Source organism: Porticoccus sp. Uisw_050_02 (genome assembly GCF_047729555.1).
Classification (GTDB): Bacteria; Pseudomonadota; Gammaproteobacteria; order Pseudomonadales; family Porticoccaceae; genus Porticoccus.
The window spans coordinates 677,981-691,270 of sequence record NZ_CP159825.1 but is presented as its reverse complement, the minus strand read 5'-3'; the positions used below and the strand labels follow the sequence as shown (position 1 = coordinate 691,270).

Genomic DNA, 13,290 nt, shown 5'->3' with positions numbered 1-13,290 from the left:
AGACAAAAGCTTACAATGAAATACCATCAATCTCTGCAACTGTGAGTATGTCTTTGTCACCTCGACCAGAAAGATTAATGATGATGGTTTGATCTGAGTCCATTGTTTTTGCTAGTTTTTCTGCATATGCAATTGCATGGCTTGTTTCAAGGGCAGGAATAATCCCTTCTATTTGAGTTAGCGTGTAAAAAGCAGCCATAGCCTCATCATCGTTAACAGTAACGTAGTTTACTCGACCAAGATCTTTTAGCCAGGAATGCTCGGGGCCGACACCAGGATAATCCAAGCCAGCCGATATCGAGTGAGTTTCAATGATTTGTCCATTTTCATCTTCCATTAGATACGTGCGATTTCCATGGAGAACACCAGGAACTCCGTCATTTAATGGCGCGGCATGCTTTCCTGAGGCCACCCCAAATCCTCCAGCTTCAACGCCATACATAGCAACAGATTTATCGTTAAGAAAAGGGTGGAACAAGCCAATTGCATTTGAGCCGCCGCCAACACACGCAACCAGGGCATCTGGGAGCTTTCCTGTTTGAACCAGTGATTGCTGGCGAGCTTCACGCCCCATAACAGACTGAAAATTACGAACGATTTCTGGATATGGGTGCGGCCCACAACAGGTACCTATGATGTAAAAAGTATCATCTACATTGCTAACCCAATCTCTTAAGGCTTCATTGAGGGCATCTTTTAGGGTCTTTGACCCAGAAGTAACAGGAACTACTATAGCCCCAAGCAGCTTCATACGATAAACATTAAGTGATTGACGACGAATATCCTCCTCACCCATAAAGATATGGCATTCCAGCCCCAGTCTAGCAGCTACAGTCGCAGTAGCAACGCCATGCTGTCCTGCCCCGGTCTCTGCAATTATTCGCTTTTTTCCTGTGTATTTAGCCAACAAAGCTTGACCAATAGCACTGTTTATCTTGTGCGCACCAGTATGATTAAGGTCTTCTCTTTTTAAGTAAAGCTGAGCCCCTCCGATTTTTTTGGTCCATCGTTCTGCAAAATAAAGAGGGGAAGGTCTTCCAACATAATGGGCTAGATCATAGTCAATTTGAGCCTGGAACTCAGGGTCATCTTTTAGCCTTTCATACAAAGATGTAAGTTGATCCAATGCATAGACTAGTGTTTCAGAGACGAATCTACCTCCATAAGGTCCAAAATGGCCACTCTCATCTGGCATCTGATCGAAATTCACACTCATTACACACTTCTCCAAAAAAATAATCTATGAGAATAAAACACTTAAGCTTTAGAACAGCGATCAACAAACAGCTGGACTAATTTAGAAGATTTAATCCCAGGTGCTGCCTCCACGCCACCACTTACATCTAGCGCGTAAGGCTTTAGTGTCGAGACAGCCCTATCAATATTATCTGGACTTAATCCGCCTGCAAGAATTATAGGGCGACCCCGAAGAGAAGCGAGACGATTCCAGTCAAAAATTTCCCCTGTGCCGCCATATTTATCCTGAGACCACGAGTCAAATAAAAATCCTCGAGCGGAAGGATATTCTAAAATTGATTTATTTGGATTTAGATCATGATGCATTCGTATCGCCTTAATGTAAGGTCTAGAAAATTGATTACAATATGCTTCATCTTCATCGCCATGGAACTGTAAAATATCCAAGTCAACCAAACTAATTGTTTCTTTGACTTGCTCAACGGAAGCGTTAACAAAAAGTCCCACAACTGATACAAACGGACCAGCAGCGGCGGCTATTACAGCAGCAGTACCTATCTCTACGAATCTTGGACTTGCAGAATAAAATACGAGCCCTATAGCGTCTACGCCAAGGTTGACTGCCATAGTGGCATCTTCTAGCCGAGTTATTCCGCAGACTTTTACTCTAGTTCTATTCACAATAAACTCGATTCGCAAGATTGATGAAATACCAAAGATTTATTGTAGCAAAAAGGTATTCCCAAGCCTATGATTTTAGAGCAAACCTGTGTATGCCATGTACAGTTTTACATTTAGTCTTGAGATGAGATAATTTGAGGGCCTAAGTTAAATTTAGGAATCTTATATCTTGAAGGATAGTTTACCCCGCACAAGTATAATCCATTGCTAGGGGCGGTAGAAGAAGCCTTGGATCGATCACAATCTTTTAACAAACTGCCAAGCCATTCAGGCTCCTTCTCCCTCCTCCCGATAGAAATCAAACTACCTACTATATTTCTAACCATATGGTGAAGGAATGAATTAGCGATAATTTCAAAAATTACAAACTGAGATTCCCTCCAAACCTTCACAGAATATACGTCCCTGTTGGGGGATAATGACTGACAGCCAGCAGCCCGAAAAGAAGTGAAATCATGCTCGCCCAGTAATTTTTGAGCGGCAACTTCCATCAACTCTTCATCCAAATGAATTCTTTCCCATGTAAGCAGCCGATGGTAAAGGGCAGAACGATAAAACTGATTAGAAATAATATAGCGATACGTTCTTGCTGTTGCGCTAAAGCGAGCATGGAATTGAGCAGCTTTCTCTTCAGTCCAGTGAACACGAACACCTTTAGGTAAATTTGCATTTACCCCAAGAAGCCATTGCCGAGAAGATCTTTTTGCGCAGGTATCAAAATGTACGATTTGGTTAGTTCCGTGTACGCCAGTATCTGTTCGGCCAGCACAAACTATAGAAATAACCTCATCTCCTACAACTGAAAATGCTTTTTCAACTTCAGCTTGCACGCTTGGACTATGATTTTGTCTCTGCCAACCGCAATAATCACTTCCATCATACTCAATGGCAGCGGCAATCCGTGTTATCCCGTCTGGTAGATTCTCTCCATTTGGTACCTGACAATTTAGCGTATATACCCAAGTTTTATATTTAATAGAGTTAATTTATTTATATCCTATATTTAGAAAAATATTTTAAAAAAATTAGAATCTAAGCTGCATCTAACAATATTTTTAACATTCTCCGTAAAGGCTCTGCAGCCCCCCATAAAAGCTGATCTCCAACAGTAAAGGCTGCAAGATAATCATTTCCCATGTTCATTTTTCTCAATCTCCCTATAGGGATATGCAAGCTACCGGTTACAGCAGCAGGAGTTAACTCGGACAGCGTCGAGTCACGGTCATTTGGAATGACCTTAACCCAGTCATTCGCATTGTTTAAAATATCCTCGATTTCATCAATTGGGGCGTCTTTAGCGAGCTTAATTGTGAGTGCCTGACTATGACTTCTCATCGCACCAATTCGAACACAAATGCCATCGATTGGTATCAGGCTATCAGAAGAATAACCAAGAATTTTATTGGTTTCTGCCTGCCCTTTCCATTCTTCTTTGCTTTGACCAGTTTCAAGTTGGGTATCAATCCAGGGAAGAAGACTACCTGCTAGTGGCGCACTAAAGTTATGTATTGGAAAATTTTCACTAAGCATAATTTCAGATACCTTGCGGTCAATCTCTAAAATCTCTGATGAAGGGTCTATGAGTTCAGACTGCACCGATTGATATATCCCCCCCATTTGAGCGATAAGTTCTCTCATATTTTTTGCGCCGGCACCTGATGCTGCTTGGTAGGTCATAGATGAGGCCCATTCCACCAAACCCTCTCTAAAAAGACCTCCAAGTGACATCAACATTAAGCTAACAGTACAATTACCGCCCACAAAGTCTCTGACTCCATGAGTGATGGCATCTTTTATTAAACTTAAATTTACTGGGTCCAAGACAATTGCGGCACTTTGAGACATACGCAAATTAGAGGCTGCATCAATCCAATAGCCATCCCATCCAGCTTGTCGCAATAGCGTGTGCACGGCTTTCGTGTAATCACTGCCCTGACAGGTCACAATAATATCCAGCTTGGACAAAGACTCAATGTTGTTTGCATCTTGCAGCAACGTAGATTCCATCCCAATAACTGGACCTAAATTTCCAAGCTGAGAGGTAGTAAAAAAAATTGGCTCAATTTGGGAAAAATCATCTTCCTGAAGCATTCGATTTATTAATACCGAGCCAACCATTCCACGCCAACCAATAAATCCTACTTTTTTCATCTGATTTCAACCGTTAAGAATTCTTTTACGCAAGCAATTATTTTTTATACACCGAAGGCTATCTATAGCGCAGCCGCTACCGCGTCGCCCATGTCTGAAGTGTTTACTCTTATATTGCCCTGACTGCAAATATCTGGAGTACGCAGACCAGCATCCAAAACGTCACTTACTGCGTTCTCGATGGCGTTTGCCGCTTCATTTTCACCAAAAGAGTGGCGTAATAGCATGGCGGCAGATAGTATAGTTGCCAATGGGTTAGCAATTCCTTGACCGGCAATATCTGGAGCAGATCCGTGACAAGGCTCATAGAGCCCTTTGCCATTCTTGTTCAGTGATGCGGAAGGAAGCATCCCTATCGATCCTGTTAGCATTGCTGCAGCATCAGACAGAATGTCTCCAAACATGTTGCCTGTAACCACCACATCGAATTGCTTGGGTTCTTTCACTAACTGCATTGCTGCGTTATCTACATACATATGAGAAAGAGTGACCTCAGGATAGTCACTGGCAGTTTCTTCTATAATTTCTCGCCAGAGCATTGATGCCTCAAGAACATTTGCTTTGTCTACCGAGCAAACACGCTTATCTCTAAGCATAGCAGCATCAAAAGCTAGATGTCCGATACGGCGAATTTCAGACTCACAATACTTATATGTATTGAAACCTTCTTTTTCTCCATTTTCTAGAATACGAATGCCCCGTGGCTCTCCGAAGTAGATGCCGCCAGTGAGCTCTCTAACAATCAGAATATTAAGGCCTGAAACTATTTCAGGTTTAAGCGACGAAGCCGCTACAAGCTGCGGATACAAAATAGCTGGCCTTAAGTTACCAAAAAGCTCAAGGTCTGAACGCAATTTCAAGAGTCCAGTTTCCGGCCTGAAACGACGATCTAGGCCGTCCCAGATCGGTCCGCCTACAGACCCCATTAATATAGCATCACATTGATGTCCTTTTTCAAGAGTCTCTTCTGGGCAAGGATCTCCTGTCTCATCGTATGCTGCTCCACCAAGCAAGCCTTCGGTCATCTCGAAATCTATAGAGTATAGCTGAGAAATTTTACGAAGAACCTTTATTGCCTCATTGACGATCTCAGGACCTATACAATCTCCCTTAAGAATAAGTAACTTCTTGCCCATTTAAAAATTTCCTTTTTTCAATCAAAATAGTTGCGTGTTAACGACAAAAGCTACTTAATTGCACCAAAAATCCATGGGGCATTCTTCATGTGCTCCACTTCATAAGCGCAGATTAAATCACTTTCTTTTAGCGTTAATCCAATTTCATCCAAGCCCTCCAACAATGCACGCTTGCTAAATTCATCGATATCAAAGAAAAACTCATCGGAGGAAGGCGTAATAACAACCTGTTTCTGTAGATCTACAGACAACTGATAACCTTCAGTAATTTCTACCTGATCAAAAATATATTTAACTATTTTTTTACTTAAAACAATAGGTAATAATCCATTTTTAAGGCAATTTGTAAAGAATATGTCAGCAAAGCTTGGTGCAATAATCACTCTAAATCCATAGTCCTCTAAAGCCCAAGGTGCATGTTCGCGACTAGAGCCGCAACCAAAATTTTCTTGAGCTAAGAGAATCGAAGCACTAGTGTAGCGTGGGTAGTTAAGAGGAAAATCATCCCTTAGAATTCTAGATTTACAGTCCACTCCAGGTTTACCCTCGTCCATATAGCGTAACTCATCAAAAAGATTCTGACCAAACCCGCTACGTTTTATGGATTTCAGAAATTGCTTGGGGATAATCATATCGGTGTCAATATTAGGGCGATCTATTCCAACCACCAGCCCCTTGTGTAGCGTAAAAGTCTTCATTGGGCCGTCTCAGTATAAAAGCGAGCATCTATGATATGACCAGCTATAGCTGCAGCTGCAGCCATTGATGGGCTGAGCAGGTGTGTTCTTCCTCCGCTACCCTGTCTCCCCTCAAAATTACGGTTAGATGTTGACGCGCAATGCTCGCTAGGGGCCAATTTATCAGCATTCATTGCCAAGCACATGGAGCAACCAGGCTCCCTCCAGTCCATTCCAGAATCCATGAATATCTTATCCAAACCCTCTGCCTCTGCTTGCGCTTTGACCATCTGTGAGCCCGGGACTACCAAAGCATGCTTTATAGTGCTGGCAATCTTTCTGCCTTTAACAATAGAAGCTGCTGCGCGCATGTCCTCTATACGTGAATTTGTACAAGAGCCAATAAAAACAATATCTATAGGGATATCTGTTATGAGAGTGCCCCCCTTTAAGCCCATATAACTCAAGGCTTGTATTATTGCCTGTCTTTTCTGAGGGTCTTTTTCGTCATTTGGATCAGGGATAACTCCATCGACCGGAAGCACCATTTCCGGTGATGTACCCCAGGTAACTTGGGGTGCGATGTCTGCGCCATCTAGTTTAACTGTTGCATCAAATATAGCGTCTTTATCGCTTTGCAATAAATTCCAATGGCTAACTGCTTTAGTCCAAGTATCGCCGGTTGGAGCAAATTGACGATCTTTAAAATACTCAACAGTTTTACTATCAACGGCAACCATACCCACTCTAGCGCCAGCCTCTATTGCCATATTACATACCGTCATACGGCCCTCAATGGACATATCTGAAAATACTTGGCCTGCAAACTCAAGGGCATAGCCAGTTCCACCGGCAGTACCAATCTTCCCAATAATAGCTAGCACAACATCTTTTGGTGTAACACCTGAGCCCAAACTACCATCTACAGTAATAAGCATATTCTTCATTTTTTTTGTTACCAGACATTGTGTTGCCAGAACATGTTCTACTTCTGAAGTACCTATTCCGTGAGCTAGGCAGCCAAATGCTCCGTGTGTAGCCGTGTGGGAGTCCCCGCATACCACCGTCATGCCAGGCAATGAGGCTCCCAGCTCCGGGCCCATTACGTGTACTATTCCTTGGCCCATTTCATTCATTTTAAATTCACGAACACCAAAATAGTCGCAGTTATCATCAAGAGTTTTAACCTGAATCCGTGATGTCTCATCTGGGATAGCATCAACTCCAGCAGCTCTTTCATCGGAATCTGTAGAAATATTATGATCCGGAGTGGCAAGATTCATGTCGAGACGCCATGGCTTTCGACCTGCCAGCCTTAAGCCCTCAAAAGCTTGTGGTGAGGTAACTTCATGCAAAATATGTCTATCGATGTAAAGTAGCGCAGAGCCATCCTCTCTCTGGCTAACCAAATGAGACTGCCATAATTTATCGTATAGTGTCTTTCCAGTCATCTTCATTATCCGTGTTCTAGCTAGTTGTTATTTCAAATAAAAATTTCTTATTTCTTTTAAATGCTAACTCTTTTTAGAAATATTTCACATCCAGTGCCATTATACTCTTAGAGCCTGCCCTGATTGCTTCTAGGTAAGCAGTATTACGCGGCATTACCTGCTCTGCATAAAAAATAGCTGTTAATATTTTATTTTTGTTAAAAATAGCATTTCCTGAACTTTTATCATTGAGATTGCTTGCTACAATAGCGCTTTTTGCCAACATCGCTCCTGCTGCAGTTCCCCCCATTAGCATCATCACATTAAAAGCGGATGCACAAGGAATCGTCCAATCTTGTTTTCCCTCAGTCAGCAAGATGGTTATTGCCTCTTTGCAGGCTGCTAGCGAGGCCTCTAGACTATTTGCAAGGACCTCAAGCTTAGCGACTCTAGAATCTCGAACAATTAGAGAAAGATCCTCTAGAAGCTCTATTGCAGCCTTACCTTTATCTCTGGAAAGTTTGCGACCTACAAGATCTAGTGCCTGTATTCCATTGGTGCCTTCATAAATAGGTAGTATTCGAGCATCCCTCATATGCTGCGCTGCACCAGTCTCTTCAATAAACCCCATTCCGCCATGAATCTGCAATCCTAAAGATGTAATCTCAACGCTATTTTCTGTACACCAGCCTTTAACAAGCGGCGTAAGTAAATCGATACGTCGTTGATGGTATGTTTTCCGTTCTTTGTTGTCTGATTTATGCATGTAGTCTTCATGCATAAATGCAGAGTAGGTAAGAGCTCTGCCGCTTTCAATCAGAGCTCTCATTGTCATTAGCATACGACGGACATCTGGGTGATGGATAATAGTTGTGTTTTTGTTATCGGGGGTGCTTCCTTGAACTCTTTCTTTGGCAAAATATACTGCCTGCTGGTAGGCTCTCTCGCTAACTGAAATACCCTGCAAGCCAACAGCAAGTCTAGCTTCATTCATCATTGCAAACATATAAACTAGGCCCTGGTTTTCATCGCCAATAAGGTATCCTATAGCACCGTCTTTTTCTCCAAAAGATAAAGTACAGGTTGGGCTAGCATGTATACCAAGCTTATGCTCAATGCCAACACAACGGACGTCATTTCTTTCTCCAGCCTCTCCGTTGTCATTAATTAAAAATTTAGGCACTATAAATAAAGAAATTCCCTTTACGCCTTCGGGTGCACCTGGAGTACGTGCAAGCACCAAATGAATAATATTATCGGTAAAATCATGATCCCCCCAAGTAATATAGATTTTTTGACCACTAAGAAGATAGTGATCTCCATTGAGCGTGGCTTTCGTTTTTACAGCCGATAAGTCTGATCCAGCCTGAGGTTCAGTTAAGTTCATGGTGCCGGACCAGGCACCAGAAATAAGATTGCTTAAATACATCTTTTTTTGGTCACTGCTACCATAAATATTTAAAGCGGTTACCACCCCCTTAGTTAACATCGGGCAGAGACTAAACGCCATATTTGCTGATTGAGACATCTCGTCTACAGCCACAGACAACAGCATAGGTAATCCTTGTCCGCCAAAATCTCTGCTGCCTGTTAATCCTGGCCAGCCCGCATTAACAATTTGCTTATAGATGCCATCCAGAGCAGGGGCGGTAACCACCCTGTCGCCATCTAATCTTGACCCTTGAGAGTCAGCAAGCTTGTTGGTTGGCGCCAGAACTTCACCATAAAAACGCGCAGCTTCGTTGAGGATAGCATCCACCATATCTGGAGTGGCATCTTCGAATCCAGGAAGTTTTGATATGCTGGGCATCTCCAGCACATTGTTAAGTAAAAATTTAATATCATCTAATGGTGCGCTATAGGTGGTCATACCGTCATATCCTCTGAACAAATACTACTAATGCTGCATGACAACATATTAAATACATATGTGTCGCGACTTACCTAAAAAATATTTAATTTTTTAGGTAAAAAAGGTTGAATTATAAAAAATTAATCGTATCTTTGGTAAATTAATTAAGAGAACCCAAAGGGCTTTCGTAGCTAGTCATTATATATAAAAAGTATCTTTTTAGTGTAGTATGCAAAGCTTCTTAAATTTGCCTTCGCATAGCTACAATAAAAAAAGCTTATAAGGCAGATATCATCTTTTTCAGAAAATATAGAAATTTGAATTACGGAGTCCATGATGCTGGAAGTTAACAAATTGACAAGACTATATGGTGATCTTAAAGCAGTCGATGATGTCAGCTTCAAAATAGCTAAAGGTGAAATAGTCGGATTGCTTGGGCACAACGGTGCGGGTAAAACTACAATCATGAAAATGCTTAGTGGATTCATAGAATCAAATCATGGCACCATTAAAATCAACAATATCAACCTCAAAGATAATCCTAAAAAAGCACAGAAGGACATTGGGTACCTGTCTGAAAATTTACCTATCTACCCAGAAATGATTGTGGCTGATTATCTTGATTATGTTAGTGAGATTAAAGGGATAGATGAAAACCAAAAAATATCAGAAATAAAACGAGTAATTCAGGCAACGGATATAGAATCAAAGATTCTTTCTCCCATATCAACCCTATCTCGCGGCTACAAGCAACGTGTGGGTATCGCTCAGGCTATTCTAGGTAAGCCCAAACTATTAATTTTAGATGAGCCGACAAATGGCCTTGACCCTAAACAAACGAATCTTGTGAGGACATTGATTCGCGATCTCTCAAAAGATGCAACCGTGATTCTTTCGACACACATTATGCAAGAAGTTGATGCTTTGTGTAGTAGAGCGCTTATTATCCGAAATGGAAAAGTAGCTGTTGATGCAGAGCTAAAAGAGTTAAGAAAAAGTAACCACTTATTGCTCTCATCTTCGCTAACCAAGGATGAGATAATTACAGCACTTTTATCTATCGATAACATTAGTTCTGTTGATGAACTACTAACAGAAGATAATTCCGTTTTTTCTTACCGCATAGAGCTTAAAGATATAATCGAAGATGACGCAATTATTGGGCAAATCGCTAGATTAATTGTTTCTTCTGGAGCTAATCTTTATTCCATAAACAAAGAGGTCAAAGATCTAGAGGCTTTATTCAGAGAGGCTAATGACCTTTCCTCAAGCACAAATAGAATGGATACTTAAAATGAACAATTCATCAAAAAATATGAAGTTAATTTGGCGTATTGCATCAAAAGAAATAACCTTATTTTTTGCATCTCCTACTGCTTACTTATTTTTAGCAACATTTGCAGCAGTTTCTTTGTTTATATTTTTTTGGGGGGAGTCATTTTTTTCAAGAAACATAGCTGATATCCGGCCATTATTTGAATGGATGCCCATTCTTCTCTTGTTTCTTACAAGCACCTTGACAATGAGACTTTGGAGTGAAGAGCGAAGAACTGGTACTCTCGAGCATATTTTAACTCAACCACTACCTCTTTGGTATTTTGTAGTTGGAAAATTTGTTGGCTGCTTGGCATTGCTTGCGATCGCGCTTATTATCACCGTACCTCTACCTTTGACTATATCTCAGCTTGGTGAGCTTGACTGGGGACCAATAGTAGCAGGCTATTTAGCAGCCTTTTTTCTTGGCGCAGCATACCTCTCTATAGGTTTGTACGTATCGGCAAAAAGTGATAATCAGATAGTTAGCCTTATTTGTGCTGTTTCACTATCAGGATTATTTTATCTAATTGGAACAGCTACAATTACTGATTTTTTTGGAAATCAGGCTGGCGAATGGTTTAGGTTGCTTGGAACTGGGGCTCGTTTTGACTCTATTACTCGAGGAGTAATAGATATCAGAGATCTCTATTATTATTTAAGTATTATTTTTGTTTTTTTATCTCTTAATATATTCACGCTAGAAAAAGAGCGCTGGGCAGAAAATACTTCGACCCCACGCCATAAAATTTGGCGTAGCGTTATAATCCTCGCTGTCATTAACATAGTCAGTGTCAACTTATGGCTTGGTCAGATCTCATCTCTTCGGATTGACACAACCCAGGGCAAGCAATATTCCATCTCTTCCTCAACAAGAGAATACTTGAGTCAGCTAGAAGAGCCTTTACTGATACGGGGTTATTTTAGCGGGAAAACTCACCCCATGTTATCTCCCCTGGTTCCTCAAATAAAAGATCTAATTCGCGAATATAAGATTGCCGGCAAGGGTAAAATACGCATTGAATTCATAGACCCCGTGTCCAGTATAGAGACAGAAGAAGAGGCAAATCAGAAGTATGGTGTTAGGCCAATACCACTTCAGGTGGCCGATCGCTATCAATCAGCTATAGTTAATTCATATTTCCATATTTTAGTGGGCTACGGTGAAGAGTTTGAGGTCCTAGATTTTCAAGACTTGATCGAAACAAGAGCACAGGGAGATAAAAATTTTGAAATAGTTCTTCGTAATCCAGAGTATGATTTGACTCGGAGTATCAAAAAGGTGCTAAACACCTATCGAAGTGGTGGCAATATCTTCGACTCCATCGAGGGGAAGCTTGCACTGAACGCATATATTTCTAATGATAGCCTTTTACCGAACGACCTAACCCTGCATAAAAATGATGTTTTAGAGCTTTCAAAGGAGCTAACGCGAAACTCTAAGGGTCTATTCTCATTAAATATAATTGACCCCTATGAAAATAGTAGTTCTGGCGCCAAAAAACTATCTAAACTATATGGACTGCAGCCCTTGTCACTAAACAAGCAGTTTGCAGGTGATTTTTTCTACTTTCATCTCATTCTTGAAAAAGATGGAATGGCCATACAGGTTCCTTTGGAAGACAGGACTAAGGTTAGCCTTGAGCGAAATCTCAAGGCAGCCATAAAGCGCTTTGGGGAAGGCTTCGTAAAAACTATTGGCATAGTTCAACCTAAAGATGATCCAAAATTAGCCCAAATTGGCCTATCTGTTCCAAGATTTACAGAGCTGGCTGGCTTTTTGGGCACAGACCTAAATATTAGGGATGAGGATATCAGCGATGGGCGTGTTTCTGGAGAAATTGATATTCTTCTAGTTGCTGCACCAAACGGAATGAAACCCAAGGAAGTCTTTGCTGTCGATCAATTTTTAATGAAAGGGGGGTCAGTTGTTGTAATGTCTTCTCCTTACACTATGACTATAGGTCAAGGAGGGCTAGGTTTAGCGAAACTTGAGGGTGAATTCAAAGACTGGCTGAAACACCACGGTCTATTCATGGAAGAAACACTAGTTCTTGATATGCAAAACAAAGCATTTCCTTTACCTGTTATGCGGAAAGTTGGTGGTAACCAAGTCCAAGAAGTGAGAATGATTGAATACCCCTACTTTGCAGATATTCGCTCCAATGGATTCAATTCTGAAAATCCTATTACTGCAAATTTAGAGCAAGTCACAATGGCTTGGAGTTCACCCATCAGTATCGACGAAGAAAAAAACAGCCCAAGACAAGTCATTGAGCTAATAAGGAGCTCTGAAAAATCATGGCTTTCAGATGATACTGAAATCATGCCGGAAATTGATAATGAAGGTGTAATGCCCTTTAGTCGCACTGGTGATTTTGACTCGCACCTGCTAGGCGTTGCAATAAAAGGTGGATTTTCTTCCTATTTTTCTGGAAAAGAGTCCCCTCTTACTTTGGAAGAGGTCGACAAAACAGATATCATTACGCGAGATGTTTTGGAAAAATCACCAACGGCCTCTCAACTCATACTATTTAGTTCTAATGATTTTCTTAGGGATCAGACTCTAACAATTGCTAATTCCGCTATTGGTAGTGAGTACCGAGGAAGCATGGATCTTATTGCAAACACTATAGACTGGGCTCTTGAGGATGCCGGCCTTCTAAGCATTCGCTCACGCGGCCATTTCAATCGCACACTGCCTTCAATGGAATATGGCTCCCAGTTATTCTGGGAATACTTAAACTATGGGTTAATTGTTATGTCGCTACTAACAATAGCGCTGGTAAGAACACGTCGCAAAAAATTAAAACAACTTCGCTATACAACTTTACTGACTCGATAAAGGAGAG

Annotated in this window: 10 protein-coding genes; 2 read left to right on the top strand and 8 right to left on the bottom strand. The window is 41.2% G+C overall.

What is annotated here, in order from left to right; translation table 11 throughout:
- Positions 1–10: 10 nt before the first annotated feature.
- The 8 genes from trpB to ABXT41_RS03280 form a co-directional block, all read right to left on the bottom strand.
- The gene (trpB, locus tag ABXT41_RS03315; protein WP_415391403.1) at positions 11–1,216 is read right to left on the bottom strand and encodes a tryptophan synthase subunit beta; all 1,206 of its coding nucleotides are present in this window, start codon (positions 1,214–1,216) and stop codon (positions 11–13) included.
- Between the two features lie 41 nt (positions 1,217–1,257).
- Complete coding sequence (locus ABXT41_RS03310; protein ID WP_415391402.1) at positions 1,258–1,878, bottom strand: phosphoribosylanthranilate isomerase; 621 nt, start codon at positions 1,876–1,878, stop codon at positions 1,258–1,260.
- 113 nt (positions 1,879–1,991) lie between these two features.
- Entirely contained in the window at positions 1,992–2,777 is a 786-nt protein-coding gene (truA, locus tag ABXT41_RS03305) for a tRNA pseudouridine(38-40) synthase TruA (RefSeq protein ID WP_415391446.1), read from the bottom strand.
- 133 nt (positions 2,778–2,910) lie between these two features.
- Positions 2,911–4,029, bottom strand: coding sequence for an aspartate-semialdehyde dehydrogenase (asd, locus tag ABXT41_RS03300; RefSeq protein ID WP_415391401.1), 1,119 nt, complete (start codon positions 4,027–4,029; stop codon positions 2,911–2,913).
- Positions 4,030–4,091: 62 nt separating this feature from the next.
- Positions 4,092–5,165 carry a 3-isopropylmalate dehydrogenase gene (gene leuB / locus ABXT41_RS03295; protein WP_415391400.1) on the bottom strand — a complete coding sequence of 358 codons (1,074 nt, stop codon included), beginning with the start codon at positions 5,163–5,165 and terminating at the stop codon, positions 4,092–4,094.
- Positions 5,166–5,215: 50 nt separating this feature from the next.
- On the bottom strand, positions 5,216–5,863 hold the full coding sequence (gene leuD, locus ABXT41_RS03290) for a 3-isopropylmalate dehydratase small subunit (RefSeq protein WP_415391399.1): 648 nt from the start codon (positions 5,861–5,863) through the stop codon (positions 5,216–5,218).
- The gene (leuC, locus tag ABXT41_RS03285; protein ID WP_415391398.1) at positions 5,860–7,293 is read right to left on the bottom strand and encodes a 3-isopropylmalate dehydratase large subunit; all 1,434 of its coding nucleotides are present in this window, start codon (positions 7,291–7,293) and stop codon (positions 5,860–5,862) included. Before leuC ends, leuD begins: the two co-directional genes overlap by 4 nt.
- 73 nt (positions 7,294–7,366) lie before the next feature.
- Positions 7,367–9,142 carry an acyl-CoA dehydrogenase gene (locus ABXT41_RS03280; protein WP_415391397.1) on the bottom strand — a complete coding sequence of 592 codons (1,776 nt, stop codon included), beginning with the start codon at positions 9,140–9,142 and terminating at the stop codon, positions 7,367–7,369.
- 336 nt (positions 9,143–9,478) lie between these two features.
- Between ABXT41_RS03280 and ABXT41_RS03275 the strand changes: the two genes are divergently transcribed.
- The gene (locus tag ABXT41_RS03275) at positions 9,479–10,417 is read left to right on the top strand and encodes an ABC transporter ATP-binding protein (RefSeq protein WP_415391396.1); all 939 of its coding nucleotides are present in this window, start codon (positions 9,479–9,481) and stop codon (positions 10,415–10,417) included.
- 1 nt (position 10,418) lies between these two features.
- Complete coding sequence (locus ABXT41_RS03270; RefSeq protein WP_415391395.1) at positions 10,419–13,283, top strand: Gldg family protein; 2,865 nt, start codon at positions 10,419–10,421, stop codon at positions 13,281–13,283.
- Positions 13,284–13,290: the final 7 nt, after the last annotated feature.